Annotated in this window: 13 protein-coding genes; 11 read left to right on the forward strand and 2 right to left on the reverse strand. The window is 66.3% G+C overall.

Annotated elements, in window-relative coordinates; translation table 11 throughout:
- Window positions 1–85 precede the first annotated feature (85 nt).
- The 3 genes from QMX96_RS10235 to QMX96_RS10245 all read left to right on the forward strand — a co-directional run bounded on the left by QMX96_RS10235 (window position 86) and on the right by QMX96_RS10245 (window position 5,008).
- Window positions 86–2,491, forward strand: coding sequence for a TonB-dependent siderophore receptor (locus tag QMX96_RS10235; RefSeq protein ID WP_078480337.1), 2,406 nt, complete (start codon window positions 86–88; stop codon window positions 2,489–2,491).
- Window positions 2,492–2,648: 157 nt separating this feature from the next.
- The gene (gene nspC, locus QMX96_RS10240; protein ID WP_043861418.1) at window positions 2,649–3,746 is read left to right on the forward strand and encodes a carboxynorspermidine decarboxylase; all 1,098 of its coding nucleotides are present in this window, start codon (window positions 2,649–2,651) and stop codon (window positions 3,744–3,746) included.
- A gap of 26 nt (window positions 3,747–3,772) precedes the next feature.
- Window positions 3,773–5,008, forward strand: a complete 1,236-nt coding sequence (locus QMX96_RS10245) for a saccharopine dehydrogenase family protein (RefSeq protein WP_043861369.1) — start codon at window positions 3,773–3,775, stop codon at window positions 5,006–5,008.
- Window positions 5,009–5,209: 201 nt separating this feature from the next.
- Here the strand turns inward: QMX96_RS10245 and QMX96_RS10250 are convergent, their stop codons facing one another.
- Window positions 5,210–6,922 (reverse strand): amidase, encoded by a 1,713-nt coding sequence (locus QMX96_RS10250; protein WP_282361713.1) that lies wholly within the window; start codon window positions 6,920–6,922, stop codon window positions 5,210–5,212.
- A gap of 217 nt (window positions 6,923–7,139) precedes the next feature.
- Between QMX96_RS10250 and QMX96_RS10255 the strand changes: the two genes are divergently transcribed.
- The 8 genes from QMX96_RS10255 to QMX96_RS10290 all read left to right on the forward strand — a co-directional run bounded on the left by QMX96_RS10255 (window position 7,140) and on the right by QMX96_RS10290 (window position 14,603).
- On the forward strand, window positions 7,140–8,483 hold the full coding sequence (locus QMX96_RS10255) for a gluconate:H+ symporter (protein WP_282361714.1): 1,344 nt from the start codon (window positions 7,140–7,142) through the stop codon (window positions 8,481–8,483).
- Between the two features lie 37 nt (window positions 8,484–8,520).
- Complete coding sequence (locus tag QMX96_RS10260) at window positions 8,521–9,873, forward strand: D-serine ammonia-lyase (RefSeq protein WP_282361715.1); 1,353 nt, start codon at window positions 8,521–8,523, stop codon at window positions 9,871–9,873.
- Between the two features lie 14 nt (window positions 9,874–9,887).
- Complete coding sequence (gene dsdC / locus QMX96_RS10265) at window positions 9,888–10,826, forward strand: DNA-binding transcriptional regulator DsdC (RefSeq protein ID WP_054914605.1); 939 nt, start codon at window positions 9,888–9,890, stop codon at window positions 10,824–10,826.
- 37 nt (window positions 10,827–10,863) lie between these two features.
- Window positions 10,864–11,361, forward strand: coding sequence for a VOC family protein (locus QMX96_RS10270; protein WP_058540117.1), 498 nt, complete (start codon window positions 10,864–10,866; stop codon window positions 11,359–11,361).
- Between the two features lie 161 nt (window positions 11,362–11,522).
- The gene (locus tag QMX96_RS10275) at window positions 11,523–12,239 is read left to right on the forward strand and encodes an AzlC family ABC transporter permease (RefSeq protein ID WP_054914603.1); all 717 of its coding nucleotides are present in this window, start codon (window positions 11,523–11,525) and stop codon (window positions 12,237–12,239) included.
- Window positions 12,229–12,537 (forward strand): AzlD domain-containing protein, encoded by a 309-nt coding sequence (locus tag QMX96_RS10280; protein WP_043861362.1) that lies wholly within the window; start codon window positions 12,229–12,231, stop codon window positions 12,535–12,537. Before QMX96_RS10275 ends, QMX96_RS10280 begins: the two co-directional genes overlap by 11 nt.
- Window positions 12,538–12,662: 125 nt before the next feature.
- A complete protein-coding gene (locus QMX96_RS10285; RefSeq protein WP_058540118.1) occupies window positions 12,663–13,637 on the forward strand; it encodes a quinone oxidoreductase in 975 nt (324 codons plus the stop codon).
- 27 nt (window positions 13,638–13,664) lie between these two features.
- Window positions 13,665–14,603, forward strand: a complete 939-nt coding sequence (locus QMX96_RS10290) for a LysR family transcriptional regulator (RefSeq protein ID WP_255001194.1) — start codon at window positions 13,665–13,667, stop codon at window positions 14,601–14,603.
- A 3-nt stretch (window positions 14,604–14,606) separates the two neighbouring features.
- Here the strand turns inward: QMX96_RS10290 and QMX96_RS10295 are convergent, their stop codons facing one another.
- Window positions 14,607–16,088, reverse strand: a complete 1,482-nt coding sequence (locus QMX96_RS10295; protein ID WP_282361724.1) for a PucR family transcriptional regulator ligand-binding domain-containing protein — start codon at window positions 16,086–16,088, stop codon at window positions 14,607–14,609.
- Window positions 16,089–16,213: the final 125 nt, after the last annotated feature.

Here is a 16,213-nt window from a genome sequence, read left to right on the forward strand (position 1 = left end):
CAGTTTTTTCCATCTCATGCATCAAGACCAGGGAAGACGCTGAAAAACAGCGCATCGCCAACACCCTCAACCCATGGAATTGTTTATGCACAGCCGCCTCACTCCGCTTGCCGGTGCCTTGCGCACGGCCATCCTCGGGCTTTCCCTCGTATGCGCCAGCCAGGGCGTACTGGCCGGCGCCGATGCCCACGCCACCCACGCCTTCCATATCGGCGCCGGCAACCTCGATCGCGTGCTCGGCGCATTCGGCCAGCAGGCCGGGGTGATGATCGCGGTCGACTCGGCCCTGACCCAAGGCATCCACAGCAGCGGCCTGGACGGCAGCTACGCCATCGCCGAGGGCCTTGAGCGACTGCTCGCGCCCCAGGGCCTGCAGGCGATGCCCGAAGGCGAGGGCTACCGGGTAATGCCAAGGCTGGCCACCGGCAGTGCGCAGCTGGAGCTGCAGGCCACCGAAGTCAGCGCCAACCAGCTGGGCACCATCACCGAAGGCACCGGCTCCTACACGCCGGGCACCATCGCCACCGCCACGCGCATGGTGCTGACCCCGCGGGAAACCCCGCAGTCGATCTCGGTGGTCACGCGCCAGGCCATGGACGATTTCGGCCTGAACGCCATCGACGATGTGATGCGCCACACCCCCGGCATCACCGTGTCGACCTACGACAGTGAACGTACCAACTACTATTCGCGCGGCTTCTCCATCGTCAACTTCCAGTACGACGGCATCCCGACCCTGCGTGACGCGCAGTACTCGGCCGGGCAGACCCTTACCGACATGGCGATCTATGACCGGGTCGAGGTGCTCAAGGGCGCCACCGGCCTGCTCACCGGCGCGGGCGGCCCCGGTGGCACGATCAACCTGATCCGCAAGAAGCCGACGGCCGACTTCAGGGGGCATGTGGACCTGGGCGCCGGCTCCTGGGACAACTACCGCTCGGAGATCGACCTCAGCGGCCCGCTGACCGACAGTGGCAACGTGCGGGGCCGGGCGGTGGCCGCCTATCAGGACAAGCACTCGTTCATGGACCATTACGAGCGCAAGACCAGCGTGTACTACGGCATCCTGGAAGTGGACCTGGACGAAGACACCCTGCTGACCCTGGGCGCCGACTACCAGGACAGCGACCCCAGGGGCTCGGGCTGGTCGGGCAGCCGTCCGGTGTACGACTCCCAGGGCAACCCCATCAGCCTGCCGCGTTCGTTCAACAATGGCGCCAAGTGGAGCAGTTGGGAGCAGTACTCGCGCACGCTGTTCGCCACCCTGGAGCATCGCCTGGCCAATGACTGGGTCATCAAGGGTCAGTACAACCACCAGATCAATGGTTATGACGCGCCACTGGGCTCGGTGTCGCCCGACACCCCGACCGTGTCGTCGATCTATTCGCGCAAGTACACCGGCGAAACCACCAGCGACAGCGGCGACCTCTACGCCACCGGGCCGTTCAGCCTGTTCGGGCGCGAACACCAACTGGTGGTGGGTGGCTCGGTGTCCAGCTCGCACTGGAAGGGCGACAACTACAACAACGTCACCTACTTCGACAACGAATACGATCTGGAGAGCTGGCACGGTCAGGCCATCGAGCCGGACTGGGGCTCGGTGACAAAGCGCAACGACGAAACCACCCGGCAAAGTGGCGGCTACCTGACTGCGCGCTTCAGTGTCACCGATGACCTTTCGCTGCTGCTGGGCAGTCGCCTGGCAAACTTTCAGGTCACCGGCACCAGCGACAGCCAGGAGAGCGGACGGCTGGTGCCCTATGCCGGGGTGGTGTACGACCTCAACAGCAACTTCTCTGCGTATGCCAGCTACACCGATATCTTCCTGCCGCAGACGGCCTACCGTGACAGCCGCAACAGGATGCTCGAGCCCAACGAGGGCCAGAACTACGAGGTGGGCATCAAGGGTGAGTTCTACGACGGTCGCCTGAACACCAGCCTGGCCTACTTCGAAGTGCACGAAGATAACCGCCCGCAGGCCGACACGTTCTACAACGCCAGGCCAACCAACCCCGACATCGACTACGCCTACATGGGCATCAAGTCCAGAACCAAGGGCTACGAGGCAGAGGTGTCCGGGGAGCTGGCGCCCGGCTGGCAGGTGCAGGCCGGCTACACGCACAAGGTCAGCCGCGACCAGGGCGGGGCCAAGGTAGCTACCTGGGAGCCCGAAGATCAGCTCAACCTCTACACCACCTACAAACTTGGCGGGCGCCTCGACAAGCTCACGGTGGGTGGTGGGGCACGCTGGCAGGGCAAGGGCTGGCAGGTCCTCAACAACTACGCCAAGGGCACCAATGACACCTTCACCCAGACCCCGTACTGGCTGGTCGACCTGATGGCGCGCTACCAGTTCACCGAGCACCTGTCGGCGTCGGTCAACGTCTACAACCTGTTCGACAAGTACTACTACACCAACATCGGCTTCTATAACTCCTCGTACTACGGTGACCCGCGCAACGTGATGTTCAGCACTCGCTGGGACTTCTGACGTCCAGGCCCGCTCCCGTGTGGGGGCGGGTTCGACCTGCGATGGGTGCACCCGAAAAATCCGCGTCGGGCAAAAATCACTTCCGAGCTTTCGATTCCCGTGCAGTGAAGGCACAATGCGTGTCCTTTTTTTGGCCGGCCTTGCCGGGGGCCTCGAAATGATCAAGACGCCGTACTACCTCATCGACAAAACCAAGCTGCTGCACAACATGCAGAAGATCGCCTATGTGCGCGAACAGTCCGGGGCCAAGGCCCTGCTGGCGCTCAAGTGCTTCGCCACCTGGTCGGTGTTCGACCTGATGCAGCAGTACATGGACGGCACCACCTCGTCCTCGCTCTACGAGCTCAAGCTCGGCCGCCAGAAGTTCGAAGGCGAGACCCACGCCTACAGCGTGGCCTGGGCCGACGATGAAATCGACGAGATGATCGAGAACTGCGACAAGATCATCTTCAACTCCATCGGCCAGCTGCAGCGCTATGCCCAGGCCACCGAAGGCAAGGTGCGCGGCCTGCGCGTCAACCCGCAGGTGAGCAGCTCGGACTACCTGCTGGCCGACCCGGCGCGCCCGTTCAGCCGCCTGGGCGAATGGGACCCGGTCAAGATCGATGCGGTCATGTCGCAGATCTCCGGCTTCATGTTCCACAACAACTGCGAGAACGGCGATTTCGGCCTGTTCGACCAGATGCTCAACACCATCGAAGAGCGCTTCGGCGAGCTGCTGCACAAGGTCGAGTGGGTGAGCCTGGGCGGCGGTATCCACTTCACCGGCGAAGACTATGCACTGGATGCATTCTGCGCGCGCCTGAAGGCGTTCTCGCAGAAGTACGGCGTGCAGGTGTACCTGGAGCCGGGCGAAGCGGCGATCACCCAGAGCGCTTCGCTGGAAGTGACCGTGCTCGACACCCTGTACAACGGCAAGCACCTGGCCGTGGTCGACAGCTCCATCGAGGCGCACATGCTCGACCTGCTGATCTATCGCCTCAACGCCAAGCTGGCGCCCAGCGAGGGTGAGCACACCTACATGGTATGCGGCAAATCCTGCCTGGCCGGGGATATCTTCGGCGAGTATCAATTCGATCGTCCGCTGGCCATCGGCGATCGGCTGTCGTTCATCGACGCGGCAGGCTACACCATGGTCAAGAAAAACTGGTTCAACGGTTTGAAGATGCCATCCATCGTAGTGAAACAACTTGACGGTACTGTCGAGGTGGTTCGCGAATTTGGTTTTGACGACTACCTGTCCAGCCTCTCGTAAGCTGGCGGAAAGGAGAGATAAAGAAATTGAAGAAAAACGTTCTTATCATTGGTGCAGGAGGTGTCGCCAAGGTGGTGGCCCACAAGTGCGCGCAGCACAACGACGAACTCGGTCGTATTGCCATCGCGTCACGCAACATCTCCAAATGCCAGGCCATCATCGACAGCGTCAAGGCCAAGGGTAGCCTGAAGGTACCCGCCGACATCACGGCCTTTTCGCTCAATGCTCTGGATGTCGAGGCAACCAAGGCGCTGATCCGCGAAACCGAATCGCAGATCGTGATCAACGTCGGTTCCGCCTTCCTCAACATGTCGGTGCTGCGTGCCTGCATCGATACCGGCGTGGCCTACCTGGACACCGCCATTCACGAAGAACCGGGCAAGATCTGCGAGACGCCGCCCTGGTATGGCAACTACGAGTGGAAGCACCTCGAGGAATGCCAGCAGAAGAACATCACCGCCATTCTTGGCGTGGGCTTCGACCCGGGTGTGGTCAATGCCTATGCAGCACTGGCGCAACAACAGTATTTCGACCGCATTGATTCGATCGACATTCTCGACGTCAATGCCGGCTCCCATGGCAAGTATTTCGCCACCAATTTCGACCCGGAAATCAATTTCCGCGAATTCACCGGACAGGTGTGGAGCTGGCAGAACAGCCAGTGGACCAGCAACACCATGTTCGAAGTCAAGCGTACCGACGACCTGCCGGTGGTGGGTTCGCAGAACCTGTACCTGACCGGCCATGACGAAGTGCACTCGCTGTCCAAGAACCTCGACGTGCCGAACGTGCGTTTCTGGATGAGCTTCGGCGAGCACTACATCAATGTGTTCACCGTACTGAAGAACCTGGGCCTGCTGTCCGAGCAACCGGTGAAGACCGCCGAGGGCCTGGAAGTGGTGCCGCTCAAGGTGGTCAAGGCCGTGCTGCCGGATCCGTCTTCGCTGGCGCCGGGCTACACCGGCAAGACCTGCATTGGCGACCTGGTCAAGGGCACCAAGGACGGCCAGCCACGCGAAGTGTTCATCTACAACGTGGCTGATCACGAAGAGGCCTATGCCGAGACCGACAGCCAGGGCATCTCCTACACCGCGGGCGTGCCGCCGGTGGCGGCGGCCCTGCTGGTGGCCCGTGGCGAGTGGGACGTGCAGCGCATGGCCAACGTCGAGGAACTGCCGGCCGAGCCGTTCCTGAAGGCGCTGGACGTGATGGGCCTGCCGACCCGCATCAAGGACGAGAACGGCGATCGTCCCTGGAACTGACGGGTTCAGGCTGACAAAAAAAGGGGGGCGCCGTGATGGCGTCCCCCTTTTTTGTCTGATAGTTCGTGGCGATCGGTCTTGCGAGCGCTGCGCGCTCGATCGCGGGTCAAGCCCGCTCCCACAGGAAATGTGCGCTGGGTTCGGACCCAGTGATGTTCTCTGTGGGAGCGGGCTTGACCCGCGATAGGCACCAACCTCTATCTATTTACGGCGTGCCAGCATCGGGGTTCGCGGCGGTATCAAGCGCTTTGAGCCCGTAGCCTCGAACGCCGAGGCCAGGCGCAGCAACGCCGAGTCATCATACGCCCGCCCGGCGAAGGTCAGCCCCACCGGCATGCCGATGTCCGCCATCACCCCCATCGGCACCGTCACCGTCGGCACCCCAAGGTGACGGATCGCCAGGTTGCCGTTGGCCACCCACACCCCGTTGCTCCAGGCAATATCCGCCGAGGCGGGGTTTACATCGGCATCGGCCGGGGCCACATCGGCCACCGTCGGGAACAGCACCGCATCCAGCCCCAGCCTGTCCATCCAGTCTTCCAGGTCGATGCGCCGCGTCTGCTCCAGCCCGCGCAGGCCATCGGGCAGGGTAGCGATCTGGTCCCACTGCGTGATGCCGCGCTCGGCCATGCGCACATACTCGTCCATGCCCGCCGCCAGGTCGCCCTCGCGGTTGGGCAGGGTGCCGGGGTCGTGGGGGAAGATCTTCGGCCCGTCCACGTCCACCAGGCGGTTGAGCTGCGGGTCGCCGTTGGCCTGCAGGAAGTCGTCGAAGGCCCAGGCCGTCAGGTCCCACAGTTCATGGTGCAGGAATGCCTTGGACACCAGGCCGCGATTGAACACGGTGGGCGCACCTGGGCGGTCGCCCTCGCAGTTCGATACCAGCGGGAAATCCACTTCGAGCACCTCGGCGCCGGCTGCTTCCAGTGCCTTGCGCGCCGCCTCCCACAGTGCGATCACCGAAGGCCGCGTGTTGATGCGCTGGCCGGTCGGGCCGCCGATGCCGGGGCTGTCCGAGGTGCCGGCATCCGGGTCCTTGTTGATGTACATGCGCGGGATGCCGAAGCGCTTGCCGGCCAGCGCCGCGCTGTCCGCCGCCAGTTGCGGGTAGGCGGCGGGGCGCACCGAGGCCACGCTGGGGATCGGCACCCAGGGCTGCAGGCGCCACAGGTCGCCGCGGGTGTCGGGGTCTTCGGCCACCACCACGTCGAGCACTTCGAGCAGGTCGGCCATGGTGCGGGCGAAGGGCACCACCACGTCCATGGTCGGCGTCAGCGGCCAGTTGCCGCGCACCGAGATCACCCCGCGCGAAGGGGTGTAGGCGCACAGGCCATTGTTGGAGGCCGGGCCGCGGCCGCTGGACCAGGTTTCCTCGGCCAGGCCGAACGCGGCGAAGCTGGCCGCCGTGGCCGTGCCCGCGCCGTTGGACGAGCCCGAGGCGAAGGGTGCGGTGAGGTAGGCGGCGTTGTACGGGCTTTCGGCCCGGCCATACACGCCGCGCTGCATGCCGCCGTTGGCCATTGGCGGCATGTTGGTCTTGCCCAGGCAGATCGCCCCGGCGCCGCGCAGGCGCTCGATGGTGAAGGCGTCGCGGTAGGCCACCAGGTTGGCGAAGGCCGGGCTGCCGGAGGCGGCGGTCATGCCCTTGACCAGGTAACTGTCCTTGGCGGTGTAGGGGATGCCGTCGAGCGGGCCGAGGGGTTTGCCCTGGGCACGACGCTCGTCGGATGCCTGGGCTTCGCGCAGGGCTTCGGGGTTGCGCACCACCACCGCATTGAGCGCGGTGGGCGTGTCTGCGCCGTCGTAGGCATCGATGCGGGCGAGGTAGGCCTTCACCAGCTCGACCGAGGTGGTCTGGCCCGATTCGAGGGCGGCGCGCAGCTGCGCAATGGAAACTTCGGTGACTTCGATCATGCGGTGGTTACCAGCGGCCAAAGGGGTCATGAGTGATGGCGGGAATCATAGCGGTTTAAGGTTCAGGTGTCCGCCCGGCGAGGGCCCTGGCAGATGACCTCAGATCACCTGTGCGCTGAAAAACCATCCTTTGTAAAGGCCTGCCTGCGTGCCGCCTAATCGCCTCCGACCGCGCCCTGCGCGGCAATCGCTCACTAAAACAAATAAAGGCGAAGTCATGCACGAAGACGCAGGTTTGTTACTGATATTGATGGCGGCCATCGGCCTGATCGTGGTGCTGGTGGTCAGGTTTCGGGTGCACTCGTTCCTGGCCCTGATGCTGGCCAGTTTTGTGGTGGGCGCCGGGGCCGGCATGCCGCTGCCGGCCATCGCCGATTCGTTCGAGAAGGGCATGGGCGGCACCCTGGGTTTTCTTGCGGCGGTGATCGGCCTGGGCAGCATCCTGGGCAAACTGCTGGAGGTGTCGGGCGGCGCCGAACGCATTGCGCGCTCGCTGCTCGAGGCCCTGGGTGAACAGCGCACGGCGTGGGCCATGATGCTGGTGGGCTTCGTGGTGGGCATACCGGTGTTTTTCGAAGTCGGTTTCGTGTTGCTGATACCACTGATCTACGTGGTGGCCCGCCAGACCCGGCTCAACATCCTCTACGTCGGCCTGCCACTGGCCGTATCGCTGATGACCGTGCACTGCATGCTGCCGCCGCACCCGGCGGCAATGGCCATCACCCAGCTGCTGGGGGGCGACGTGGGCAAGGTGATCCTGTACGGGCTGATCGTCGGCCTGCCGACCGCGGTGATTGCCGGCCCGGTATGGGCCACGCTGGTGTGCCCGCGGCACGCCGCGCCCGACGCGCAGGCCGCGGCAGAGCCTGCCGCCACGCCAGCCGCTGGCCGGTCGATGCCGGGCCTGGGCCTGACCCTGCTGGTGATTCTGCTGCCGCTGCTGCTGATGGTGGGCAAGACCCTGGCCAGCATGACCCTGGCGCCCGAGGCCGGGCTGTACCGGCTGATGATGTTCCTCGGCAACCCGCTCACTGCCCTGGCCATCGCGGTGTGCTTCGCCTACTGGGCACTGGGCCTGCGCCGTGGCCTGGGCATGGCCCGGTTGCAGGCGCTGACTGCCGGCTCCTTCACCCCGCTGGCCAGTATCCTGTTGATCATCGGTGCCGGCGGTGCCTTCAATGGCGTACTGATCGACAGCGGGGTCGGCAAGGTACTGGCCAGCACCCTGTCGCAGTGGGACCTGAACCCGATCCTGCTGGCCTGGTTCGTCGCCGGGCTGATGCACCTGGCGGTCGGCTCGGCCACCGTGGCAATGGTCAGCGCCGCCGGCATGGTGCTGCCGCTGCTGGACGCGATGCCGGGGCAGAACCGCGAGATCGTGATCATTGCCATTGGCGCCGGCGCGATTGGCTGGACTACCGTCACCGACTCGGCGTTCTGGGTGGTCAAGGAATACCTGGGCGTGTCGCTGGGCGAGGCGCTCAAAAAATTCACCGCCGCGACACTGCTGGCTTCGGTCGTGGCCCTGGGCATGACCCTGTTGCTGTCGCACTGGGTATGAGCCTGCCCGTACTACCGTCACTTTTCTGGAGAACCGCATGATTCACGACAAGACCCTGGACCAGTGGCAGCACAGCCACCCCTTGATCGCCGACCTGGTGCGCCTGCAACCGACCACCTGGTTCAACCCGGGCCTGGCCCCGACAGCGCAGGCGCTGGGCGACGTGCCGCTGACCCTGGCCGATGTGGACGACGCCAGCGCGCGGCTGGAACGTTTTGCCAGCTACATTGCCTCGGCCTTCCCGCAGACGGCGGTGAGCAAGGGCATCATCGAGTCGCCCCTGCTGCCGTTGGCGCAGGTGCAGGCCGCGCTGTGCGCCGAAGCGCAGGTACCCGTGCAGGGCGCGCTGTGGCTCAAGGCCGACAACCTGCTGCCGATCTCCGGCTCGATCAAGGCGCGTGGCGGTATCTACGAGGTGCTCAAGCACGCCGAAGACCTCGCATTGGCGGCGGGCATCCTGCAGCCTGGGGATGACTACGCGAGCCTCGACAGCGACCGCGCGCGGGCATTTTTCGGCCAGTACAGCGTGGCGGTCGGCTCCACCGGCAACCTGGGCCTGTCCATCGGCATCATGAGTGCGCGCCTGGGCTTCAAGGCCAGCGTGCACATGTCGGCCGACGCCCGGCAGTGGAAGAAGGACCGCTTGCGCAGTTGCGGGGTGGAGGTGATCGAGTATGCGTCCGACTACAGCGTGGCGGTGGAGCAGGGGCGCCAGCAGGCCGAGGCCGACCCGCGCTGCCATTTCGTCGATGACGAAAACTCCATCAACCTGTTCCTCGGCTACGCGGTGGCGGCGCGTCGCCTGCAACGCCAGCTTGAAGCGGCGGGCATCAGGGTGGATGCCGAGCACCCGCTGTTCGTCTACCTGCCATGCGGTGTTGGTGGCGGCCCTGGCGGGGTGGCATTCGGTCTGAAGCAGATCTTCGCCGACGCGGTGCACTGCGTGTTCGCCGAGCCGACCCATTCGCCCTGCATGCTGCTGGGGGTGTACACCGGGCTGCACGAGCAGGTCAGCGTGTACGACTTCGGCATCGACAACCGCACCGCCGCCGACGGCCTGGCGGTGGGGCGCCCGTCCGGGTTTGTCGGGCGCTCCATGCAGCGCCTGATCGACGGCTACTACACCGTTACCGACGAGCAGCTGTATCGGCAACTGGCGCAACTCGAAGCCATCGAGGGCCATCGCCTGGAACCCTCGGCGCTGGCCGGGCTGCCGGGGTTCCTGCGGGTGACCGGGGAACGGCAGGGCTATCGCCAGCGCCTGGGCCTGAGCGCGCAGCGCCTGACCAATGCCACGCACCTGGTGTGGGGCACCGGCGGCAGCATGGTGCCGGACGATGAAATGCAGGCGTATCTGGCGCAGGGCCGTACACTGCTGGCCGGACACTAGCGGAACCTGCACCGATGCTGAACCTGCCCCCGCGTTTGAGCGCACGCCTGAACAGCTCGCAATTTGCCAACCTGCACACCTTTCTGGTGGCGGCGCGGCACCTGAGCTTTGCCCAGGCAGCCGAGGAGCTGTGCCTGACCCCCAGTGCGGTGAGCCACCGTATCGCCCGCCTGGAGCAGGCCCTGGCGCTGCGCCTGTTCGAGCGGCTGACCCGGCGCATACGCCTGACAGCCGAGGGCGAGCGGGTGTTCGCGATACTGCAGGGGGTGATGGAGCAGCTGGGAGATGCCCTGGAGCCATCGCCCGAGGCCGAGCTGCGCGGGGCGGTGGCGTTGTACGCGCGCCCGTCCGCAGCGCAATGCTGGCTGGTGCCGCGCCTGGCCGACTTCCACCAGCGCTACCCGAACATCGCGCTGGACGTGCGGGTGGGCAACGATGCGGTCGACTTTCGCACGCACAACATCGACCTGGCGCTGCTGTACGCCAATGGCGAGTTTCCCGGCCTGGTCAGCCATGCGCTGATGAGCGAGACCATCGCCCCGGTGTGCAGCCCGCGCTATGCCGAGCTGCACCAGCTGTTCGACAACCCTGCCAATCTGCGCCAGTGCACCTTGCTGCACGATGCACTGGCCTGGGAGAACGCGGTGTTCGATGCCGAGTGGCAATTGTGGGCTGGCCAGCAGGGGCTGCTGGACGCCTTGCCGCAGCGCGGCCTGACCTTCGACCGGTCGGACCTGTGCGTGACGGCGGCCATCCACCACGCCGGTATCGCCATCGGCCGCCAGCGCCTGGTGCAGGCGCGTATCGACCAGGGCGAGCTGGTGCTGCCGTTCGGCGGGTTTTCCCAGCCGGGGCGCTATGACTACTTTCTGGTTCACCCGCCGCGCGACCCGTTGCCCCGGCGGGTGCAGGTACTGATCGACTGGCTCAAGGGTTGCGCCGCGGGCGACTAGACTGCAGAGGTCTGTCGCTTTTCTGTGGAGAACCACGATGAACAGCAAGAACACGATCTGCCTCTGGTACGACGGCGCGGCGCTGGAGGCTGCCACCTTTTACGCCAGCATCTTTCCCGACAGCGCGGTGGGCGCCGTGCACCGTGCCCCCGGCGACTTCCCTGCCGGCAAGCAGGGCGATGTACTGACCGTGGAGTTCACGGTCATGGGCATCCCGTGCCTGGGCCTCAATGGCGGCTCGGCCTTCCATCACAGCGAGGCGTTCTCGTTCCAGGTGGCCACCGACGACCAGGCCGAGACCGACCGCCTGTGGCAGGCGATCATCGGCAACGGCGGCCAGGCCAGCGTGTGCGGCTGGTGCAAGGACAAGTGGGGGCTGTCGTGGCAGATCACCCCGCGCGCGCTGACCGCCGCGATCACTCACCCCGACCCGGCTGCGGCCAAGCGTGCCTTCGACGCGATGATGCAGATGGACAAGATAGACATCGCCGCCATCGAGGCCGCCTTGCGACCCCAGGCACCGACGCGAGAGTAAATTCGCCGACAACTGCACAACAGGCTTTGTGACGCGCGTGTGTGCGGGCATAGTAGCGCCCGCACGCCAGCGCGCGCGTGCGTCACTATAAAACGAGCGGTTCGGCATGCGCCCCTTCGGGCCGGTGCATGACAAGATCGCCACACGAAGGAGGCTGTGCCTTGTCAACCGTAGAGAAGCATCTATCCAGGCTTGAGTGGAGCGACGTCTGGGCTGGCTTCAAGCAACTCTTGCCGATTTCCCTGTTCGTCGTGGTGTTCGGTGTGGCCTTCGGCCTCGCTGCAGCCCAGACGGGGCTGGGGGACGCGGCGACCCTGCTGATGAGCGCACTGGTGTTCGCCGGCGCCTCGCAGTTCGCCGCGCTGGAACTGTGGGGCGAGCAGGTACCGCTGGTGCCGCTGATTATCACCGTGTTCGCCATCAATGCCCGTCACCTGCTGATGGGCGCCACGCTGTACCCGTGGCTGCGCGAGCTGCCCACTGCCCGGCGCTACGGCGTGATGCTGGTGGTGTCCGACGCCAACTGGGCGATGGCCATGCAGGCATTGAACGCCGGCAAGCCGGGCCTGGGCCTGGTGCTGGGCGGCGGTATCGCGCTGTGGTCGGCGTGGTGCCTGGGCAGTTGGCTGGGGCTGCATTTCGGCAATGCGATCCACGACCCGGTCAGCCTGGGCCTGGACATGGTGATGGGCTGCTTTCTGCTGGCGATGGTGCTGGGCGGGCACAAGAGCCTGCGCATGCTGATGATCTGGATCGTGGCGGCCGGTTCGTCGCTGCTGGCCTACTGGTACCTGCCGGAGAACAGCCACGTGGTGGTGGGCGCGCTGGCGGGCGGCATTCTGGGTGTGGTGTGGATGGAGAACAAGCATGAACGTTGAAACTGCAGGCGCCGGCACGCTGCTGCTGGTGGTGATCATGGGCCTGGTGACCCTGGCCACCCGTTGGGGGGGTGTGTTCGTGATGTCGTTCGTGCCCATCAACTACCGCGTGCAGCAGTTCATCAGCGCGATGTCCGGCTCGGTGCTGGTGGCGGTGCTGACGCCGTTGGCGGTGAACGGCGACAACGGCGCACGCCTGGCGCTGCTGAGCACGGCGGTGGTGATGCTGCTGGTGAAAAAGCCGCTGCCGGCGATTGCGGCAGGCATTGTGGCAGCGGCGCTGGTGCGGGCGCTGTAGGGGGCCGAAGGGCACCTGGCATTGCTGCATCAGGTGCACATATGTTCGGCAATGGCGCTGTATTGTCGTTTACGGGTGCGCTAATTAGCCTTTGCAGACCTTCAACCACTGCAAGAGGCAACATCATGGTGACTTCAATCACGCTCCAGGCGGTAGGCGCCCCCGAGGTGATGCAGCTTCAGGCCGGCGCCGTGCAAGCGCCAGGCCCGGGCCAGGTGTGGCTTGAACAGGCCGCGATCGGCGTCAACCCGCTGGACATCAACCAGCGCAAGGGCACTGTGCCGATTGCGTTGCCGTCCGCGCTGGGCCTGGAAGGTGCCGGCACCGTGCGGGCGCTGGGGGCGGGCGTGACCGAGGTGGCCGTGGGCGACCGTGTGGCCTATGCCACCGGGCCGCTGGGTGGCTATGCCAGTGCACGCCTGTACCCGGCCGAGCGCCTGGTCAGGCTGCCCGCTGCCGTGTCGTTCGAAGACGCGGCTGCCGTGCTGTTCAAGGGCATCACCGCCCAGTACCTGCTCAAGGCGAGCTACCCGGTAGGCCCCGGCACGCGTGTGCTGATCTACGGTGCGGCGGGGGCGGTAGGGCAGATCATGGTGCCGTGGGCCAGGCACCTGGGCGCCCATGTGATTGGTGTGGTGTCCAGGGCGCAAAGCGTCGAGCGCGCCAAGGCGGCCGGCTGCAATGCGGTGCTGGTGTTCGACGCAGCCACGTTGGCGGCCCAGGTGAGCGAGCTGACCCAGGGCCACAAGGTCGATGTGGTCTACGATTCGGTCGGCCGGGTGAGCTGGGAGGCGTCGCTGGACAGCCTGCGCCCGCGCGGCACGCTGGTGTCGTTCGGCGCCACCAGCGGCGTGCCCCCAGCGGTCGAGGTGGGCACGCTGAACGCCAAGGGCTCGCTGTTCCTCACCCGGCCGTCACTGGCGGCACATACCGCCAGCCCCCAGGAGTACCAGCAGCGCGCACAGGATGTGCTGGATGCACTGGCGGCGGGTATCATCCAGCCGCACATATGGCAACGCTACCCCCTGGCCGACGTGGCCAGCGCCCATGCTGCCATCGAGCAAGGCCGGTCCCAGGGGGCGGTCGTGCTGATCCCCTGACCGACCCGCACGAGGCCGACCTCACCGATGGACCCTTTCGACAGCCGTCAGGCCGATGAATTTGCCACCTTGCTGGCGCTGCACGAGCACGGCTCGTTCGCTGCCGCCGGCCGGGTGCTGCAACGCCATGCCTCGGTGCTGTCCAAGCGCCTGGCGGCTCTGGAGCAGCGCCTGGGTATCCGCCTGGTGGAGCGAACCACCCGGCAACTGCGCTTCACCGACGAGGGCACGCGGCTGGTGGAGCGCCTGCAGCATGCCGCCAGCCTGATCAGCACGGCCGAACTCGAGGCCTGCAACGGTGCGGCGCAGGTGCGCGGGCGGCTACGCGTGGCGCTGCCGGGGGCGATGGGCCGGCGCTGGCTGAGCCCGCTGGTGGCCGGGTTTTCCCTGGCCTACCCCGAGGTGACCGTCGACGTCGACTATGCCGACCGCTTCGTCGATATCGTGGGCGAAGGCTTCGACGTGGCCGTGCGCGTCGGCGAGCTGGCCGACAACCGGCTGGTGGCGCGCAAGCTGTGCGAGCACACGCGCATCCTGTGCGCTGCGCCGGCCTACCTGCATCGTCACGGCGCACCGCAACGGCCATCCGACCTGGCCGGGCACAATTGCCTGGGTTTCAGCGGCTTGCGTTCGTTCCCCGACTGGCGCCTGAACGGGCAGGGCGGGCAGCAGACGGTGCGGGTGCAGGGCAGCCTGATCAGCAATGACAATGAAGCACTGCTGGTGGCGGCGCGCTGCGGCGTGGGGATTCTGGCCGGTGGCGACTGGATGATGCACCAGGACCTGGCCGAGGGGCGCCTGGTGCGGGTGCTACCCCAGTGGCAGCTGGACTCGGCGTCGGGCATCTACCTGATGCGGCCTTCGGCGCGCTTCACCACGGCCACTACCCTGGCGTTCAAGCACTGGATGGAGGCGGCCTTCGCCAAGGGGGCGCCATGGCAGCGCGCTGGGGCGTCTGCCGCATAGCACTCAGGCCAGCCCCGCCATGCGCGCCGCGCGCAAGGCGAACCACAGCGTGGCCACGTCCTCGGTACTGTCCAGCGAGCGGCCGGTGATCTCTTCGATGCGGCGCATGCGGTACACCAGCGTCTGCTTGTGCACGTGCAGCTGCGCGGCCGCCGCCAGCCACGAGCGGTTGTGTTGCAGAAACACCTGCAGGGTGTGCAGCAGCTGGGTGTTCTGCTGGCTGTCGTAGTCGGCCAGCGGGCCCAGTACGTTGCGGAAGGTACGTTCGGCTTCATCCAGGCTCTGCGCCAGCCACGGTACGCTGGCGCCGGCCTGGGCGTAGGTCACCAGCGGTTGCGCGGCGCTGGTGTGGGCCAGTGCCAGGCGCGCCTCGCGCAGCGCCTCGACACTGCGCCCGGCGTGGCCCAGCGGGTTGCTCACCCCCAGCGGCGCCTGCAGTTGCGCCTGCAACTGCGGGATGCACTCGGCGGCGCCGAGCACGATCAGGTCATCGCCCTGAACCCGAATCAGCACGCGACGACCCTGGCGTTGCAGGGCTTCGTCGCAGGCCGCCGGTGACACCCCGGCGGCGCGGCCGAGCAGCAGGCAGGCCTGTTCGGCGCCGATGTCGAAGGCGGCCAGGCGCTGTTGTGCCTGATGCGCCGGCAGACGCTGCTGCAACAGGTCGTCCAGCAGCTCGGAGCCCAGGCGCAGGTTGCGCTCGTTGTCGACCCGCAGGCGCTCCAGCTCGATGCCCAGCACCGCCACCACATGGTGCAACAGGCCGTAGTCGAGCAGCCCGTCACCTTCGGCCACCAGCAGGCAGTCGGCCTGGGACGGCAGCGCCATCACCAGCAGCTCGCCCGCCTCCAGCGCGTGGCGCTGCACCACCGGCCGGTTGCCCGAGGTGTCGCGCTGGCGGGCCGCCAGCCATTGGCGCTGGCTTGTCGGCAGGCCGCCGAGTGCGTCGCGCCAGGGCGCGAGCGACGCGGCGTCGAGCAGGGTCAGGCGCGCCTGCACGTCCTTTTCCAGGCGCTTGAGCAGTGCGCCCAGGCCCAGCCCCTGGATGCTCATGCGGGCACTTTCGTAGACCCGGGTGATGGCATTGCGGCGCGCCTGCTCCTCCTGCTGGCCGGCATCGACGATGGCCCGCGTGACGGCGGCGAAGGGCACGCCGTAGTGGGTGAACATCACCGCAAAGTCCAGGGCGTCGGCCCGCTCCATCAAGGCCTCGAGGTTGGCCGGGGCCTGCATGTTCTCGCCGATCATCATGCCCGCCAGGCCAGCGGCCGCGAGGTTTTCCACGTACGCGCGCTGGGCATCGGCATCGGCGGGTATGCCGATGCCGGTGGTCATCAGCAGGTCGGCGTCGCCCAGCCATTCGCTGGGGTCGGCCAGTTCGCACACGTGGGCCCAGCGTACCGGCTTGCCCAGCCCTGCGGCACCGCTGATGACGCGGGTGCGCAGTTCGGGCAGGGCGATGATGTCGCTGACAGACAGGGCCATGGGGCAGCTTCCGGGGCAGGGTGACGGCCAGTGTAACCGGGCATGGCGCGCCTTTGAACGGCTTTGTACGAACGTATGAAGGTACGCGGCTGAATCTTGTTTGCGTCTGATTGTGGCGACCCGGC

The organism is Pseudomonas sp. PS01300 (genome assembly GCF_029960155.1).
GTDB lineage: Bacteria > Pseudomonadota > Gammaproteobacteria > Pseudomonadales > Pseudomonadaceae > Aquipseudomonas > Aquipseudomonas palmensis.